The following is a 16,522-nucleotide window of genomic DNA, read 5'->3' as shown; positions in this document are numbered from 1 at the left end:
CGCTTTTCGTCGTTTCGGGCCGGAGCCCGGGGGAGGGGAGAAGGGGGGGGCTAGGCCGCGGGCGTCTGGGGCCAGGTGATGCGCACCTCGGCGGTGCGCACGGCGGTGCCGACGGCCTCCTGCAGCGCGCGGAAGTCCGCCGCGCTGAGCTCGGCACGGCCGGCGTCGGCCGTGGGGTCCTCACCGTTGAGCAGGTGGTCGGTGATGGCCTCATCGATGAGCGTGGCGTCGATGTCGTGGCGTGCGGTGTCCAGGAGTCCGGTCGCCAGGTGCTGTACGAGCTCGGGGGTGAAGGGCACGCTCTGCTCCTTAGGGACGAGGTCGCCCTGTCGGGCGTACGAGGTGAGATTGACGCGCCGGGCCTGTGGATACGGTCCGGGCACCGAGACCGCCCGGCTCCCGCGCCGCGGCCCAGGGCGGTACTGGGCGAAGTAGGAGAGGTGGTCACCGATGCCGCGCGCCCCGGCCAGCGGGTGCCGTATGTCGCTCCACACCTGCCGTGCCAGTGCCGCGTACCGGTCGCCGGCCAGCACGGTGACCTGGCAGCCGGTCACCGCCATGTGGCGGGCTTGCCTGCGCAGGACCGGGGCCGAGACGGTGCCCGCCTGCCCGGCCCGCAGGTCGTAGTCGAGGATCCGGTCGCCGGGATGCAGAAGCCCGAACTTCGCCGACAAGATCAGCAGTCTCCCGTCGTGCCCGGCCAGCGCGGCCGCGGCCCGGCGGGCGGCGAGGTGGTAGCTGCCGACATACATGTCCTCGGCGGAAGCCGCGGCCTGGCCGCTTTTGCGCATCGCGCACGGCACCACGAGCAGCCGCGGCCGCGGGCCTGTTGCGGCACGTTCCCGGCCGGCGTCGGTGATCGTGAACTGCGGTACGCGGGACGGGAGATCGATGTCTTGTCCATCGGCTCCGGGGAGGGGCTCCGCGAAACGGTGGCGGACCAGTTCCGCCAGCGCGGCCCCGCGGACGGCCGCCGGCAGATGGCCGGCGGGGTCCAGGAGCGCTGATCCGAGGCCGGCGCGCTGCTCCCAGGTCAGGTCGACCTGCGGCGTCATCGGCCGTCCTCCCGTTCGTGGACGATGTCCAGCGGCGCCGGCAGGCCGTAGTGCTCGGCCAGAGCGTGCACGGCATGCGGCAGACCGCGGTATCCGATCCCGATCTGGGTGCCCTGTGCGTCGACGGCGTACAGCCAGGACTTGGGGCCGTAGTTGGAGAAGAGGATGATGAAGCCGCCGGCGGTCTTCGGGTCGTACCCGTCGAAGGTCACGGCGTCCTTGAACTCCTGCGGCGGGCCGGTGGGCCGCACCCTCGCGGTGGTCTGCGGCTCGGCAGGGACGGGGGCCCGGACCAGGACCGACTTGTGGGTGCGGCGCACGATGGTGAACCCGCCCTCATCGAGGGCGGCTTCGATCCGGTCGAGCGCGCGAATCCAGCGCTTTCGGGCCTCGGGGCGCCGGGGCGCGGCGAGGCTGTAGTCCTGCGTCCACCAGACCAGGACATCCGAGTGCTCGGCGCCGGCGGAGAATCCTTCCGGCGTGGTGACGTCGCCGTCGATGTCGGCGAGTCCGGCGTGTGAGGTCAGCACCGACCGGACCAGGCGGACATCCCAGCGCGGGGCGTTGGGACGCGGTGCGTACGGGGCTGGGGAAGCGGTGGCCTTCGGGGGCTGCGGCATGGGCTTGCTCCTTCCTGTGCGTAGTGGGGGGTGCGACTGGCACGGTCCGCGAAAGGCTGCGCTGGTGCGGGGAAAAGCCGCACGTCGCCCGAGGAAGGGCAAAACCCCTCCGGTTTGACAAGTAAGACTTTACATGGGGCGCACATTGCTGGCAACTGGCGCGATGACGTGGGCCACCGGAAGGCCATCCACGGGTCAGGGGCACCGGATTCGTTGCCTGACGGTGAGTCACTGCGGTGCGGTGTCCCTCACCTGCACTTCGAGCAGGGCGCACCAGAGCACGGCCTCGACTCGGGTTTCGATGTCGGAGCCCGAGCACTTCTCCTCGGCGACGAACCGCAGGGCCGTCCAGACGTTGTCGGCACGGTCGAGGACCGCCCGGATGTCCTGGGCGATGTCACTGTCCTCGCCGAAGTCGCGCTCCGGGTCGTCACCGGCGTTGTAGACGTCCATCACCTCGCGCCATCGGCCGGCGATTCGCACCACGTCGTGGTCATGGACATCGCGGGCGCGGACGAGACGGGTGGTCCAATACGGGCGTTCGGCTTCGGCGGAGGAGGCTGCCAGCGGAGCGGTCAGGGTCGTGCCTTTCGCAGCAGGGAGCGGGCGCCCTGGGCGCCCGCCGGGGAGGGCGGGAGGTGTCAGCGGACGGGGAGGTGCATCGCGAGGTGACGATCGGCCCAACGGGTGCAGGGCGCGCACGGCTCCAGCAGGCCGGCGCCGCGGCGGCAGTCACGCGCGACATGGTCAAGGGCCTCGTAGAACGAGGAGACGGCCTCGTCGGCGACCGCGGGAACCGCCACGGCGTCCGGACAGTGACCGGAGGAGAACTGTGCCGAGCCCTGCGCCACCCGCACGGGATGGGGCGGCAGCGCCCATCCCTCCTCCACCACGGGGACGCCGTCGAGGAGCAGGACGCCGATGAGGGCGTTCACCCGGAAGCTGGCCGCGAGGGCGCGGTAGTTCGCGGGCAGGATCGGCCGGCCGTTGGGATCGAGGGATCCTCGCGCCCGTCCGGCCTCGATGTCCGTGGCCAGCTGGTCGAGATCGGCCGCCCACCGCCACACGGTGACGGGCGGCTGGTGGCCGTGCGGCGGTATCTGCGTGTAGTGGGACAAGCCCGGTGCCCTGTGTCGGCCGAGCCCGCCGGGGGTTGTTGTGCGGGTGTTACTCGGTGAAGACGACGTGGCCGTTGACCGTGATGGTCATGGGCACGTTGCCGTCGGCGTCCGTCTCCACGCTGTCCCCCGTGGAGTCCATGCCGCTGGTCTCCACGGCGACGACGAGTCGTCCGTTCTTGCGGTACGTGTAGATCTGCGCGGTGCCCACCTGGGTGCACGGGTGGGTGTCGCCCTCGGGGTCGACGGGGGCCTGCGGGGTGAAGCGCGCGTTCAGGTTGATCAGGGTCTCGGGGTCCGCGTCGTGGGGGATGAGAGTTCCCTCGGCGGGGCCGTCCCACGGGGCGGGCAGGCACTCCGGCCCGCCGTCGGTGAGGATGCGGTCCAGGAGGGCCCACGCCTCGGCGAACAGACTCCACTTCGGGATGTCGACGGTGTTCTCGCGGAGCACGGTCAGCAGGTCGTCGGTCCCCATCTCGTCCAGGGGTGTGGTGTCGTCAACGGCGCTGCCGATGGCGTCCGTTGCCCGGTCGTCGTACATGACCATGGTGGCGTCAACCTGGCTGATCACGTCCATGATGCGCGCCAGAACCGCGGCGGCCGGAGCGGGTGCCTCGTCCTGCGACGCGGCGTAGATTTCCTTGACTCGTGCGACGGCTTCGGCGGCATCCATGGTTTCCTCTCGCTCCTCCCGGACGCGCAGCACCCGGGAGGTGTCCGGCAGGGGGGCGTCGGTGAGGGTCTGGCCTGTGTGGCTGGTGCACGTGGCGGTGTCGGCGGTGCGGGACACCACGGTCCATGCCGTGCCGTCCAGCTCCATCCCGAACGCGATGCCGGCGCCCCGTACGGTGCCGTCCGTCGCCGTGGTGTACGCGGTGCCCGTGCCCGGCTTCACGAAGACGTCGCCCGCCGTGAGGTCACGGGCCTTGATCTCCCGGGCGTCGGCCCAGGTGTAGCCGTGCGGCGCCGGAGCCGTGGGCGCGTCGGTGGCGGCCATGCGCGGTGTGTCCGTGACGGGAGCCGGGACGGCTTCGGCGCCCTTCTCGTCGCGCAGGTATGCCTTCAGCGTCCTTACGGCGTTCGCCGTGAGTCGCCCCGCAGGCGTGAGGGGGCTCTCCCCGCACCGGCTCAGGCGAAACAGCCCGTGGTTGTGCTCTTTCGTCGTGACCGACACGTACATTTCTCCGCCGCTTTCCACGGGGGTGATACCGATGCGGGTGCCGTGGAAGTCGGTGTACGAAGTGAGGTTCGTGCCGCTCGTTCGGTCGGGGAGTGAGGCGGCCTCGCTCTCGTGCGGTGTCTGGCCCGGCAGTGCGTCGACCGTGACCCCAAGGTCCGCCGCGACGCATTCGCCGCACCGGGCGACGGTATTGCGGGCCTCCCAGCGGGCGACGTTGTGCACGGTGTGGCGGTCGGTGTGGCACGTGCCCGGGGTGGCCGGGCGGACGACGTAGCCACCGAGAACGATGCCGCCGTTGGTTCGGATCTCGCCGTCGTGGGTGCAGGGGGGACGGGACCCGTTGAGCGGCATCTCGGCATCGGCGCCGCATGAGCAGACGGTGGCGACCATGCGCGGCGTGTCCGCGACGGGGACGGGCGCCGGGACAGAGACAGAGCCGGACGAGGGGCGGGGGCCGCGGGAGGAGGACGCGCTCAAGTGGTGCCTTTCGATGTGAACGTGCAGGAGGCGGAGGGTTAGTGAAGGGCGTTGTACAGCTCACGGGCTGCATCGGCGGCGGCGTCACGGTTGCCGACCCGGACTGGGACGCGGGTCGAGTCCTGGGCCGGGGCCGCGCCGGCCAGAGCGTCGCGACAGGCCGTAGTGACGGCGAGGTGCAGTACATGGACGCGCGGGCCCGGCCGGAAGCCCTGGCACTCGCCCGAGCAGCGTTCGCACAGGCCGCAGGAGGTGAGCGTGAAGCATTCCGCGCAGCGCACGCGCCGGTCCGTACGCCGGAAGTCACCGGTGAACTTCAGCCGGGTGAGCCGGGTGCAGTCGTGGCAGGTGTACCAGCCCAGCTCGTTCAGCCCGAGCTCGGCGATCCGGTAGGTGCCGCTCCCGCTCGCCTTCGTGGCGAATCCGCGCCGCACGAGGGAGTCCAGGATCTGCTCGGTCTGGGACGGCGACCCGATCTGCCAGTCGCATCCCCGGTACCAGGTACCGGAGTTGCGACTCGCGAGGTGGGTCAGCGCCCGGAACTGCAGGCTGCCGAGCGCACGGTACTGGCTCACCGGGATTCCGGCGCACCGGCGGCGCAGGCGGGGCAGTTGAGACTGGCGGAGGGGACCTCGCTGAAGCATCGCGGGCACGGCGCGCCGCTCAGCGCGTAGCCCTGGGCCCTCTCCAGGGCGTCTTCCCAGTCGATTCCCTCAAGCGCGGCCCAGATGAGCACGTCGGCGATGAGGTCGGCGAGGCTGGTCGGGGCGTCGTCGCTGCTATGCCCCTCGGCACTGTAGTGGTCGACGGCCGTGCGGCCCCGGTCGGCGGCGAGAAGATCCATGCGGCTCCAAGGGAATCGTGCGGCGGTGCCGCGACGTCGGTTCTGGGCGGTCCGCGTCGAAGGGGCGTGGGCGACGTCGGAAGGAAGGGGAGGGGCGGGTGTGGCCGGGTGCCGGGCCTTTCGGTCCGGCACCCGGGGCGTCACGGGCAGGTGGTGCAGCAGCGGTCGTCGCCGTACTGCGGGGTCGGCCGCAGGTTGCGCAGGCGCTGGCCCAGGTAGGTCATCTCGCCGTCCAGGGCGTTCTCGGTGAGGGTGTCGCCGTTGGCGCGGGCGGTGGCGGACTCGGTGCGGATCTTCGCCATGCGGGCCTGGATGGCCTCGGTGGTGCTGGTCGCCGTCTGCGTGCTGGTCATCGGGGGCCCCTTCCGCCGTACTGTTTGACAAGTAAGATAATACAGATATTGACGGATTAAGTCAAATCTAACTTGTCACACCACTATGGCCAGAATCCCGCCGGGCTTGATTCATGATCGATCTCCATGTAGTCTCTTACTTGTCAAACGGGTTGAAGTGAACCGGCTGCAACGGCAGTTGACCTCCCCCGCTGGCCGAGCGCGAGGACACCCGCGCCTCCGCGCCCTCCCTCTTCGCACCGGGCTTCGCCATGCGCCGCCCGCTGCGCCACGCACTTAAGGAGTCCCATGACCGACATCAAGAAGCACGCGCCCACCGTCGAGATCAACGGCGTCCACCGGGACGGCACCACCTGCCCCATGACCGGACCGCACCAGCTCACCGGCAGCGGACGCAGCGCCAGCCGCGCGTGCAGCGCCCACGGGGGGCGTCGCATCCAGGTCTCCTGCACCTGCGGCGCGGCCATCCCCGCCACCGACCGTATCGACGCCATCGTCATCAAGGCCGTCCACCAGGCCCTGCACGTGCGCGACCTCAGCTTCCGCTACACCGTCGACGACGGCGACGGCCCCAAGGTCCTGCGGCGGGTCCACACGCTGGCCGCCTGAGAACCACCCCCGCCCGGACACCAGACGTCCGCTGTCCACAGGCCGCCACCTGCACCGTTTTCCCGCTCCGCCCCATCCGGTGGACCCGCAATCCGCGCGTCCGACCACGCTCCGCAGACTGAAGACGAGAGGCGCCCCTTGAAGACATCTTCCAGCCGCATCGCCCTGACCGGCGCGACCACGGCAACCGCAGCACTGCTCCTCACGGCCTGCTCCGGATCCGGCTCCATCGAGCACGGCATCGTCAAGGACAAGCGCGGCCACGGCGGATACACCTCGACCAACTGCCGCAACGTGACCTCGAACGCCTTCAGCCAGTCGCTCTCCCTCACCGGTGGTTCCAGCGGCGGCCGCAGCAGTTCCTCGGGCTCCGGAAGCCGCAGCGGGTCCAGCGGCTCCAAGAACTCAAGCAGTTCCGGCTCTTCCGGCAACAACAGGCCCGCCGCGCCGAAGAACCTCCAGAAGGACACCGGCAACCACGGCACGGGAACGTCCAAGAACAAGCAGAAGGACACCGGCAAGACCTCCAGCCGCCGTGTGTGCGACTACGTCGACGCCCGCTGGGAGCTCAAGCTCCAGGACGGCAAGCGCACCGGGTGGAAGCGGGTCAGCAAGGACGTCTGGGACGACGTGAACAAGGGCGACCACATCTGACGACGTGCGCGGAGGGGCGGCCCGACGGCCGGCCCCTCCACCGCTCGTCGCCGGACTCTGTCCACAGGCAGCCCGCCGCAGTGTCGGTCCTGCGGCCAACCGCCGCCAGCAGCGAACTCCTCGCCAGCGGTGAACCCTGTGAAGGACAGCACCATGCACGAGCAACTCCAATGGATCCTCCTCGTCCTGGGCAACATGGCCTTGATATCCATCGCCGTCGCGGCCTTCGCCCGGATGGCGCGCGGTGAAACGGGCGCCGCCGTCAGTATGTTGCTGGGTGCAGTCCCCATAGCCGGTGTCGTCTTCTTCCCCGAAGCCCTCACCGGCCTCCTCCACGACTTCGCCGGCACCTTTCTCGGGCCGAACGACGCCGATACCGCGACCCCCAGCCCGCCGCAGCCGAAGCACGACCCCGACCCTGCCGCGGTCAACATCCCCTGGGGCACGATCGTCTCCGGCGCGGGCCTCCTCCTCACCCTGGCCGCAGTCGTGGCCCTCCTCTACTTTCTGCACCGCCACCACCAGCGACGGGTGAAGGACCAGCTGCGCCGCACCGAGCTCGAAACCCGACACGACCAGGTCCTCAACGACTACGCCGCCTTCGTGACCGACATCCTCGCCGTCCTCGACCGGCCCGCCCTCGCCGACATCACGGTCGCCGAGACGGTCCGGCTCATTCACGCCCTCGACGCCGCCCGCGACGCCCGGACCAACCCCGGCGCCGACTACCGCGCTGCTGTGACGGAACTGGAAATCGCCTGGAAAGCAGCCGACCGGCACGCCCGCAAGCAGGGGACCGACCTCCTGCCAGCCCCGGAGCGGCGCGCCGTGAAGCAAGCACGCCTGCTGCTCACCACGGCCCTCGACGAGGACGGCAACAGCCACGAGCGTCAGCTCGCATACCGGCGCGCCATGCGCCTGATCGAAGACATAATCGACGTCCCCAAGGAAGCCGTCGCCGAGCTGGCCAACACCACCCGGCTCAGCCTGCCACCGCACGAAACCCCCCAGACCGTGACCCTGACGAAGACGAAGGACCACCGTTGAGCTTCATCCAGTTCCAAGACCAGCACGGCACCGCCAGCCTCCGCGGCCCCGAGCGGCACCGGATGCTCGGCCTGGTCCACGAGACGTCCGCGACCCTGCTCATGGGCAGCCGCGCCGCTGAAATCGCGCCCACCCTGTACGACTTGCTGCCGCGCGACCACGAACTCCGCGACCTTCCCGTACCCCATGGCCGGCAGACGGCCGCCTGGCAGCGGCAGTACGTCCACGCCGCACAGAGCATCTTCGACGACCCTCTGGTCACCTACCGGGGACACGAGCTCGCGCTGTTCCCGATGCAGCTCAACACGGCCATGGTCCTGGGCGGTGACCCGGTGAAGCTCGCCGCGCGTCTGCACGGCCAGTGCGAGGTCAACTGCTGGGTCAACGGGGCACACCGGAGCTGGCTCGCCGACGTCGTCCAGGGCGGCCTGGACGACGGGTCCTTCAGGTCCGGGCTCGGCTGGGACGGCGTGATTGACCTTCTCCGTCAGTGTGACGACCAGCCGGTCGTCATGTCCTTCTCCGACACCTTCCCCGACTTCTATAGCGCCCGCGGTACGGATCTCGGCGCTCTGGACGCCGACGAGGACGAGCTCATCGAGGTGTGGGAAGCGCTCCCCGCGGCGGAGCAGTGGAGGCGCGCCCTCCAGGCGCTGAAGGCCCGGACCGCAGACGGGTTGGAAATCCGACCCGACTGGGCGTCGTACCGCTTCGGCCACAAGCTGTCCTTCCTCGACCTCCTCGCTGAGGACCGCGAAGAACGCTTCGACCGGGCACTCGACCTCGCGCCGGCAGAGGAGAGCACCCGGCGCTGACGCCGGGTTCACCGGTTCGACCAAGCAAAAAAGGGCCGGCCCGCGTAAGCGGGCCGGCCCTTCTTGGCTGCTCATCTGGCGCAGGTCCTCAACCCGGCAGACCGCCCGATGGGCCGGCGCCCTCCTCCGGCTGCGCCGCCGCGATCTCCGCCTGGTAACAGGCCGCTTCCAGCTCGGCGACCTGGTGGGCCAGGAGCAGAGCCTCCTCCCTTGTACGCCGGAAGGCGGCCGCCCGGCCGACGTCCGAGACGTACCTCCACCCCTCGCCGTCGATCCACGCCTGCAGGCCGGTGAGCGCCCCGTTGGTCACGCCCCAGGCGTCCCCCGCCAGGTCCTGTTTGACCACGACTTCGCCGTAGCCGCCGGCGCTGCCCTGCGGCAGCGGCACCCGGAACTCGCTGGCCAGGGACAGCTGTTGGGCGGTCGTCATCGTCCCAGCCGCGGACGGGCGGCCGCGAACCGGACGGACGTTGATCGACACCGGGGTTGGGTTGTCGCCGTCGGTCAGCTCCCAGCCGCCCTTCGCGCGGACCCAGGCGAGGTCTCCCGGGCGGTCGTCTTCGTCCTGGACGGGATACATCTCCAGGACGTAGGCGTCCGCACTGAGCATCTGCGCCGTGGCGAGGTCGGAGTAGAGCTCGCTGCCCTCCCAGGTCGGATTGTCGTCCCAGGACGGTACGAAGAGTTCCGCCGGATCGGTGCTGCCACACTGCTGGCAACGGCCGGGCGTGTGCATCGTCATGAGGTCCCTTCTGCAGGGGGCCGGTCCGGCCCCGCGTCACGATGATCGTTTCGCGCTCGTGTGTCCATGCGTCAGCCGCCGTCGGTGCTGTTCGTCCAGCGGTGTCCGGCGGGGCACCGCAGGGCGTGATTGCTGAGTTGCTGGTAGGGCCCGCGGTCGTCCCAGTGATGGGTACCCGAGGCCGCCGGCAGCCCGCACTCAGGGGCCGGGCAGAGCCACGCGGACAGCTCGTACCAGGCCAGCGGACGCAGGTCCGTGGACCTCGACCCGGGTGTGGGCGCGGCTGTCGCGGCCCTTCGCGGGCCGGGGTCCGTTCGTACGGGTTGGCGGGCCGGGTCTCGCGCTGTACGGCGCACCCGCACTCGCTCGATCAGTCTCATCCATGTCATCTCAGTTCCACATTCCCTTCGGGGTGGTGCACCGGGTCGGTGGATGCAGCGCGAACCGCCGCGGGTGTCATCGGCCGCACCCGGACGGGCCCGGAGTTGGAGTGACGTCACCGCGTCCGCCGCGCCGGCCTTTCGGATCTGTCGGGGTGAGTCCGGGGCCGGGCCCTCGGCACTGTCCACAGGCTGGCGCTCGTACGTTCGTGTCCCCTGGATCGCGAGGAGTGCTTATGCGTGCAAGTGCCTGGCTTCGGATGGCCGATGACCGGCTCGTCGCGACACGTCGTATTGCAGCTGTCGATCTGTGGGGGCCGGGTCAGGAGCGCCGCCCGGAAGCGGGTCAGCAGGCCCGGATCATGGCGTGCGTCGATGGCGTCGAGGACGCGTGGGCGGTGGTAGCGGCCTGTCGGGCAGAGCGCGGCGGTGAGCTCATCGCCGGCCTTCTGAGTGCAGTCGCGGCGGCCGAGGCGAGCCCCGTGCACGTCGCGTTCGTCTACGGACTGCACTTCGGGGGCGAGTTGTCGCGATGGACCCACGGCAGGACCATTCCTCTGACCGATTCGCGTGTTCCTGAGCTTCACAAGATCCGTGACGAACCAGGAAGGGGACTCGTCGCCTCGTCGAGGAGGCGGTAGGCCGCTCGGCGGGCCGCCGCCGTACCCCGGGCGGCCCGGCCCCCGCCGGCTCGGTTGGTTGGCCGGCGGTCAGTCCTTGCGCCAGGTCCCCTTGACCGTCCCTTCGAACGTGCCGGTACGGCCACGTTTGCCGCCCCCGCAGGCGATGCGCACGGCCACACCGATGGCCACGGCGAGCCCGACGACCTTCAGGACGGTCAGGGTCGCGGCCCACACCGCTGCGGCGGCCGTCGTGATGCCCGAGGCGATCTGCGGACCGTAGACGCCGCCCGCCACCGTGAGCGCGGTGCCGGCGCCGAGGTACGCGCCGGCTTTGATGCGGCGCCGGTTGGCGGTGAGCCAGGACGGCAGGCTCCCGCGAGCGGCGCCGGCCCCGACCGAAGCGGCCGTCCCGGTGGCAGGCGCGGTGGAGCGGTGTTCCACGGCGGCGGGCGGTGAGGCGAGAGGGAGGGTCTCGCGGATCAACTCCGTGGACCCGTCGGCGTTGGTCCGGTGGGTCTCGCGGAAGGTGCAGCCGTCGGGGATGACGAAGGGCATGGTGCCCGGTGCCACCGGGGCCGGGGCGGGGATGTCCCGGCTGATGGGGGCGGAGTCGCTGTACACCTCATCGAGGAGCTTGCGGGCGAGGGCGTCGTGCTGGGTGGTGTCGGGGGACACGGGATGGCTCCTTCGTGAAAAGAGGAAGGCACCTCTCCCGGAAGGACAAGGGGAGGTGCCCGGGGCCGGCGCGGAGGGTGAAGCGGCGGCCCGGTGATTCGCAGGGCCGGAGGTCAGCGTGAGCCGGGCTGGCGCCAGGCGTTGTCGCCGTAGGACGGATCACGCTCGCGGACCAGGGCGATGTACCCCCGGCAGTGGTGGGTGGGGTGGCCGGTGACGGGCCACCCCGAGGCGGTCGCGCACCAGGTGCAGCTGGGCAGGGGGCGCAGCTGCCGGACGATCCGCTGCCCCAGCACGACGAGCAGGGCGCCGACCGGGACGCCGGCCAGGACGAGGAACACGTCCATCGGAACCTTTCTGTCAGAAGTTGATGCCGCGCACCGCGTCGGCCACGGCGTTGAAGGCGTTCGTGATGGCCGGCGCGACCCCGGTGGAGGCCAGGAAGAACCCGAAGGCGACGGCGACCAGAGCGGGAATCAGCCGCAGGTGGCCGCCGCGCAGCAGGATGAGGAGGATGACCGCCAGAAGGAGGACGACAGAGATGCTGATGGCCATGTGTCTAGTCCTCGTTCTTGAGCTGGTGGAGAAGGTCGTCCAGGTCGTCGGCGCGGTACAGGACGTCGCGGGCCTTGGATCCGTCGCGGGCGCCGACGATGTCGCGGGCGGTCATCTGGTCCATCAACCAGAGGGCCTTGGCGAAGCCGACGCGCAGCTTGCGCTGGAGCATCGACGCTGAGCCGAACTGCGTGCTGACGATCAGCTCGACGGCGTGCAGGAACAGGTCGAGGTCCTCCCCTTCGAGGGTGTCGAGGTCGTCCTCGGCCTCCTCGTCCGTCACCGGCGCCGCGTTGTCGCGCCACACATACGGGGTCTTGTGCCCGCCCGGCTGCACGATGTCCTTCATGCTGGCGAACCAGGTCGAGATGGACTGCCGGGAGGGCACCTTCTCGTCCGGGTACCGAGCGGCGAGCTCGGTGCGGCAGTCCTCGATCGTGGTGCCCGCGGGGCCGGCGTCGCGCACCATCGCGATGACCTCGTCGCGCCGCGGATGCTGACGGGGCCGGGTCTCGGGTTCCTTCGGCTTGTCGAACTCCTTGTTCTCCGCGGCCTGTGCGGTGATCCGCTCTGCCTCGGCGACCGCTCGGGCGACGGCAGCCTCGATCTCGGCGTCGTCTGCGGGCGGGCCGCTCGCAGAAGCGGACGGGTCGTCGGCCGGCGGTTGCTGCCCGCCGTACTTCTTGAGGTAGTCCTGTGCGGACGGCAGGTCACCGAGGTTGCCGGGCAGCGAGCCGCCGCCCGGACCGCCACCGTTGCCCGGCAGCCCCGTGGGCGGTGCGGCCGGGGGAGCGGGAGCAGTCTGGATGGTGGCGGTGCCACCGCCCGAGGAGAGCGCCGTCGCCGCGACGGCCGGGCGGTCCAGTCCGTAAGCGTCCAGGAGCCAGCCCATGCGCTCGGGGTCCGACCAGCGGTCCTCGTAGCCCCACTTGCATGCGACGGCCACGGCCTCGTCGTCGAGGTCCGGGCGGATTTCCCAGCGCTCCACGGCCATCTGCTCGATGTCGTCCCGGTCCTCGTCGTCGTTGACGAACGCGATCCGCCCCTTCGCCGGCGGGTCCATGGTCGGCATCTGCGGGGTCTTGCAGTAGCAGGCGCCGTTGCCGGGCAGCGCCGCCAGGTTGACCTGGTGGTAGAAGTCGGGGAAGACGTACTGCCCTTCACCGCGGCGCGGGAATTTCAGCCCGATCACCGTGTCGTACTGGGACTCGATCTCGCCGCCGCCGGTGTTGGGTCCGGTGCCGCGCTGGGCGACGTCGACGTAGTCGATCGCCGCCTTCCTCCCCTTCTTGATGCCCCGGGTTTTGGGCTTGACGGCCGCGGGGGACCAGGCCATCAGGTCCGATCCCTCTTCGGTGATGAGGATGATGGCCGGGCGGCGGCGCTCCGGGACGATCTTGCCGCCGCGCATGGTCTTCGCCCGCTCATCGGCGATGTCGTGCGCGGCGTTGTACATACGCACGGCCTCGTCCTCGGTGATGGCCACCCAGTCGATGAGCGGCCGGTCGACGACCTTGCCGTCCTTGTCCTTCCACCCTTCCACCCACGGGCGGATCCAGCGCTTGGCGGTGTTGCCGCCGGCCATGTCGACCATCCAGATGACGGCGTCGATGCAGCGGGTCAGCAGGGAAATCAGGACGTGCAGCAGCACGCTCTTGCCGCTGCCCTTCTTGCCCGCGATGAACACCGAGTTCTGGCGCATCAGCAGCTCGATGGGCTCACCTGACTCCAGCATGCCCAGCGTCAGCGGTTCGTTGATGGTGATCGGGTGGTGGCCTTCGTCGAGCTCGACGAGCTCTGCCAGGACGTTGCGCGTCGACACCGACAGGAACGCCTCGTCGGCCATCTCGCCCGGCTTGAGGGTCAGCGCGCCGGGCCGGACCCCGGCCTTCATCTCCAGCTTCTTCAGCAGCGGCTGCAGACCCTCGTAGTCGGTCTCGGTCAGCCGCAGCGTCAGCGTGAACCCGTTGTGCGCCTTGTCACGCTTCGTTACGGAGACACCGCGGGCTCCGGCTGCCGTGAACATGTCCGCCCAGTCCGTGAGGGGCCTGGCCATCGACGCTTCCTCACGCTGCCACATCTCCGCGATCTCCGGTGCGCGCAGGTACCGGTCGACTCCGTAGAACGGCGCCAGGCACACGGTGACCGCGCCCACCGCCGCGGCCGAGGCCAGCGTCCACGGCGTGCCGTGCGCGGTGTAGTTCAGCCAGGCCGCTGCCGCGCCGGTCCACACGCCGGTGAACGCCGTGTGGAACCAGCGGGCCTTCCTGCTCGCCTCCGGGCCGCCGGTGCGCACGTAGCGGGCGGCCGCGGCGGCGATCACACCGCCGACCGAGCCCAGACCCAGCAACTCCAGCGGGACGGTGTGCCCGAGGTCCTCGACGGTGCCCAGTCCGACACCGCCGAGGTAGATCACCCCCGAGGTGAACAGTGGTGTGGAGAACACGCCGTGCACCCAGGGGGTGACCTCGCGGTCCTTCGAGCGGGACATGGTGGTGAGCTCCTTCAGTTCGTGAGCGAGACCGCGGGAAGAAAGCAGCGCAGGCGCTGCAGGCACTACGCGTTGCGGGACTGATCCCACTTCGCCGCCTGGTACGTCGGGTTCTCCAGGTTGTTCAGCTGCTCCGCGTGCAGGACGCGGTACATCTGGTGCACGCCCTGGATGGCGCCGCCCAGGTCGCGGAAGCGCTGCGCCGCGTCCCGGTGCATGGCGGTGACGGCCGGGTTGACGCTGAACTCGGACTCGGTGACCGCGGCGACCGTCTCCATCAGCACGTAGAGCTCCTCGGCCAGTGGGGCCAGGTGCTCGATGGTCATCTCGTAGCCGACCATCGAGCCGGAGGGGTGCATCTGGATGTGGGCTCCGGCGTCACGGACCGCGGCCGACGCGAAGAGCAGCGGCATCGCGTGGACCAGCGGGTTGGCCCAGGCGTACGTCGGCATGATGTGCGCCCAGTTCACGCTGACGTCCCACTTGCGGCCCTGCCAGGTCGGATTCTCGATGTTCTCCAGCTGCTCGGCGTGGATCTGCCGGTAGAGCGCGTGGGCCGAGTCGATGAACTGACCCAGGGCGAGGAAGTGCACGCCGATCATGCGGAACTGGTCCGGGATGTGCGTGTTCACCTTGAAGTCGTCCTGGGTGACGGTCGCGACCCTGTGCATCAGCTCGAACATCGCGTAGTTGACCTGCCCGAGGTGCTCGATCACGGCCTCGTAGCCCTTCATCGAGTCGGACGGCGCGGCGGCGAAAGCCTGCCCCGCCGTGCGGATGGCGTCCGCTGCGTAGATGAGGGGGTAGGTGTGCTGGACCGGGCTGTTGTCCACGGGTGTTCCCTTCGGTGCGGTTGCTGCAGCCGGTGACGGCACGGGGGTGTGCCCACCGGCGGGCGGGGTGGCCGACGTGCCGGTCCCCGCGGCCGGGGCCTTCGCGGCGGCCGGCTTCGGGGCGGGCCGGGCGGTCGCGGTCCGGTAGACCCAGGAGTTCAGCCACGACCAGGTCCGGGAGACGGTGATGAGCTTGGCCAGCGGACTGGTAGCCCAGTACATGACCTTGGACAGCGGGCGGACCCAGTTCGGGCCTGCCGAGGAGTAGCGGACGCTGCCGAGCGCGGAGTGCAGGCTGAGCATCGCTCGGCCGCCCCAGCGCATGGTGTTGGCCAGGAGCTTTCCGCCGTGCTTCTTGGAGCCGCGGTAGACGGCCCGGAACGGCGTCCCCGCCCGGCGCACGCCGCGGCGGAACTTCTTGCTGGTGATCTTCTTGTAGCCCCGGCCGACTACCGCGGCGAGCTTGCGGTGCGGCCTCTTCCAGGTGTAGCGGCGGTGCCGCGGCGCCTTCGCCTTGCCGGTCTTCTTCTTGCCGGGCCCCTTCGGTGTCTTGCCCTTGCCGCTGCCGGAACCTGCCTTGCCCGAGCCCTTGCCGCGACGCGGGAACGGGATGATCTTCGCCCCGCCCTTGCCGCCGCCGGCAGACGTCTTCGGCACCGCACCAGCACCGCTACCACCCTTGCCCGCCGGAGCAGTGCCCTTCCGGTTCGACTTCTGCGAGCCGGGCGCGGTGGTGCCGATGCCCGTTCCGCTTCCAGGGGTCTTCCGGTTCAGCAGCCCGCCGCGGGGGCTGTTCGTACCGGGCGTCCGGGGCTTGCGGTGCTTGCCTCCTCCGCCCTGGGCACCTGCCGGGCCGCTGCCCGGACGGCCGCCGAAGAGACTGCCCTTGTACGGCTTCGCCCCGGAGCCCGACCGGGCGCTGCCCAGACCCTTGCCCGGGGTGGGCGTGGAGGAGTTCTTGGGCCCCGTACCCGTGCGGCCACTCGGCGTCTTCACCGAGCCCATGCCCGCGGGCTTGCGGGACAGGGCACCGGGCGTTGTGGAGCCCTTCCCACCGCCGGTCCGGCGGGGTGAGTGCCCGGCGCTGCCGGAACGGTTCTTCTGGCTCAGCGAACCGCCACCGCGGGCGGCCCGGCCGCCGCCGGCCCCGCTCCTGCGCCCGCCTCCGGGGCCAGCGCCACCGGTGCCCCGTCCCGTGCGGCCGGCACGACTGCCTTTCGCCACACGGCGGCCGACCTTGATGACGAGCGCGGTGGTGGCGGTGGCCGCTGCGGCCAGGATCGCGAAGATCACGACGGGGAGACCGAACTGGTGGATCAACCAGCACAGCGAGATGAGTCCGGTAAGAGCGCCCCCAGGGATGAGCACCCCGGCAAGACTGCCGTCACTAGATGACGTGGAGTGACGGCGCGGGGTGCGCTGCCCCTGAGGGTCGGCAGCTGCTGTTGAAC

At 70.4% G+C, this 16,522-nt stretch carries 20 protein-coding genes; 5 read left to right on the top strand and 15 right to left on the bottom strand.

The window, feature by feature from the left end; translation table 11 throughout:
• Window positions 1-50: 50 nt before the first annotated feature.
• From AB0M67_RS18945 to AB0M67_RS18910, 8 genes are all read right to left on the bottom strand, one after another.
• The gene (locus AB0M67_RS18945) at window positions 51-1,055 is read right to left on the bottom strand and encodes a DUF6884 domain-containing protein (RefSeq protein ID WP_365746771.1); all 1,005 of its coding nucleotides are present in this window, start codon (window positions 1,053-1,055) and stop codon (window positions 51-53) included.
• Window positions 1,052-1,675 (bottom strand): hypothetical protein, encoded by a 624-nt coding sequence (locus AB0M67_RS18940; RefSeq protein ID WP_365746769.1) that lies wholly within the window; start codon window positions 1,673-1,675, stop codon window positions 1,052-1,054. The genes AB0M67_RS18945 and AB0M67_RS18940 overlap by 4 nt, the downstream gene beginning before the upstream one ends.
• A 228-nt stretch (window positions 1,676-1,903) precedes the next feature.
• Window positions 1,904-2,161 (bottom strand): hypothetical protein, encoded by a 258-nt coding sequence (locus tag AB0M67_RS18935; protein WP_365746767.1) that lies wholly within the window; start codon window positions 2,159-2,161, stop codon window positions 1,904-1,906.
• Between the two features lie 155 nt (window positions 2,162-2,316).
• Window positions 2,317-2,793, bottom strand: a complete 477-nt coding sequence (locus tag AB0M67_RS18930) for a hypothetical protein (RefSeq protein WP_365746765.1) — start codon at window positions 2,791-2,793, stop codon at window positions 2,317-2,319.
• A gap of 49 nt (window positions 2,794-2,842) precedes the next feature.
• Window positions 2,843-4,363 carry a hypothetical protein gene (locus tag AB0M67_RS18925; RefSeq protein WP_365746763.1) on the bottom strand — a complete coding sequence of 507 codons (1,521 nt, stop codon included), beginning with the start codon at window positions 4,361-4,363 and terminating at the stop codon, window positions 2,843-2,845.
• 125 nt (window positions 4,364-4,488) lie between these two features.
• Complete coding sequence (locus AB0M67_RS18920) at window positions 4,489-5,025, bottom strand: hypothetical protein (protein WP_365746762.1); 537 nt, start codon at window positions 5,023-5,025, stop codon at window positions 4,489-4,491.
• Window positions 5,022-5,294 (bottom strand): hypothetical protein, encoded by a 273-nt coding sequence (locus AB0M67_RS18915; protein ID WP_365746760.1) that lies wholly within the window; start codon window positions 5,292-5,294, stop codon window positions 5,022-5,024. The genes AB0M67_RS18920 and AB0M67_RS18915 overlap by 4 nt, the downstream gene beginning before the upstream one ends.
• A gap of 140 nt (window positions 5,295-5,434) precedes the next feature.
• A complete protein-coding gene (locus AB0M67_RS18910; protein ID WP_365746758.1) occupies window positions 5,435-5,647 on the bottom strand; it encodes a hypothetical protein in 213 nt (70 codons plus the stop codon).
• Window positions 5,648-5,935: 288 nt separating this feature from the next.
• On the opposite strand from AB0M67_RS18910, the gene AB0M67_RS18905 reads away from it, so the two are divergent.
• The 4 genes from AB0M67_RS18905 (at window position 5,936) to AB0M67_RS18890 (ending at window position 8,772) form a co-directional block, all read left to right on the top strand.
• Window positions 5,936-6,256 (top strand): hypothetical protein, encoded by a 321-nt coding sequence (locus tag AB0M67_RS18905; protein WP_365746756.1) that lies wholly within the window; start codon window positions 5,936-5,938, stop codon window positions 6,254-6,256.
• 138 nt (window positions 6,257-6,394) lie between these two features.
• Window positions 6,395-6,910, top strand: coding sequence for a hypothetical protein (locus tag AB0M67_RS18900; protein ID WP_365746754.1), 516 nt, complete (start codon window positions 6,395-6,397; stop codon window positions 6,908-6,910).
• A 153-nt stretch (window positions 6,911-7,063) separates the two neighbouring features.
• Window positions 7,064-7,957: a hypothetical protein gene (locus tag AB0M67_RS18895; protein ID WP_365746752.1), complete on the top strand. Its 894-nt coding sequence runs from the start codon at window positions 7,064-7,066 to the stop codon at window positions 7,955-7,957.
• On the top strand, window positions 7,954-8,772 hold the full coding sequence (locus AB0M67_RS18890; RefSeq protein ID WP_365746750.1) for a hypothetical protein: 819 nt from the start codon (window positions 7,954-7,956) through the stop codon (window positions 8,770-8,772). The genes AB0M67_RS18895 and AB0M67_RS18890 overlap by 4 nt, the downstream gene beginning before the upstream one ends.
• 88 nt (window positions 8,773-8,860) lie before the next feature.
• On the opposite strand, the gene AB0M67_RS18885 is transcribed toward AB0M67_RS18890, so the two are convergent.
• A complete protein-coding gene (locus AB0M67_RS18885) occupies window positions 8,861-9,514 on the bottom strand; it encodes a hypothetical protein (protein WP_365746747.1) in 654 nt (217 codons plus the stop codon).
• 71 nt (window positions 9,515-9,585) lie between these two features.
• Window positions 9,586-9,903 carry a hypothetical protein gene (locus tag AB0M67_RS18880; RefSeq protein ID WP_365746745.1) on the bottom strand — a complete coding sequence of 106 codons (318 nt, stop codon included), beginning with the start codon at window positions 9,901-9,903 and terminating at the stop codon, window positions 9,586-9,588.
• A 227-nt stretch (window positions 9,904-10,130) separates the two neighbouring features.
• Here AB0M67_RS18880 and AB0M67_RS18875 point away from each other — a divergent pair, with 227 nt between their 5' ends.
• Entirely contained in the window at window positions 10,131-10,535 is a 405-nt protein-coding gene (locus AB0M67_RS18875) for a hypothetical protein (protein ID WP_365746743.1), read from the top strand.
• Between the two features lie 69 nt (window positions 10,536-10,604).
• On the opposite strand, the gene AB0M67_RS18870 is transcribed toward AB0M67_RS18875, so the two are convergent.
• From AB0M67_RS18870 to AB0M67_RS18850, 5 genes are all read right to left on the bottom strand, one after another.
• The gene (locus tag AB0M67_RS18870) at window positions 10,605-11,192 is read right to left on the bottom strand and encodes a hypothetical protein (RefSeq protein WP_365746741.1); all 588 of its coding nucleotides are present in this window, start codon (window positions 11,190-11,192) and stop codon (window positions 10,605-10,607) included.
• A gap of 113 nt (window positions 11,193-11,305) precedes the next feature.
• Window positions 11,306-11,539 (bottom strand): hypothetical protein, encoded by a 234-nt coding sequence (locus AB0M67_RS18865; protein WP_365746739.1) that lies wholly within the window; start codon window positions 11,537-11,539, stop codon window positions 11,306-11,308.
• A gap of 13 nt (window positions 11,540-11,552) precedes the next feature.
• Window positions 11,553-11,747 carry a hypothetical protein gene (locus AB0M67_RS18860; protein ID WP_365746737.1) on the bottom strand — a complete coding sequence of 65 codons (195 nt, stop codon included), beginning with the start codon at window positions 11,745-11,747 and terminating at the stop codon, window positions 11,553-11,555.
• 4 nt (window positions 11,748-11,751) lie between these two features.
• Window positions 11,752-14,238, bottom strand: coding sequence for a DNA translocase FtsK (locus AB0M67_RS18855; RefSeq protein ID WP_365746735.1), 2,487 nt, complete (start codon window positions 14,236-14,238; stop codon window positions 11,752-11,754).
• Between the two features lie 65 nt (window positions 14,239-14,303).
• Entirely contained in the window at window positions 14,304-16,439 is a 2,136-nt protein-coding gene (locus AB0M67_RS18850) for a hypothetical protein (protein ID WP_365746733.1), read from the bottom strand.
• Window positions 16,440-16,522: the final 83 nt, after the last annotated feature.

This window comes from Streptomyces sp. NPDC051662 (assembly GCF_040681655.1).
In the GTDB taxonomy this organism is placed as follows: Bacteria; Actinomycetota; Actinomycetes; order Streptomycetales; family Streptomycetaceae; genus Streptomyces.
The sequence above is the reverse complement of the archived record's forward strand: the minus strand, read 5'-3'. Positions and strand labels throughout refer to the sequence as shown.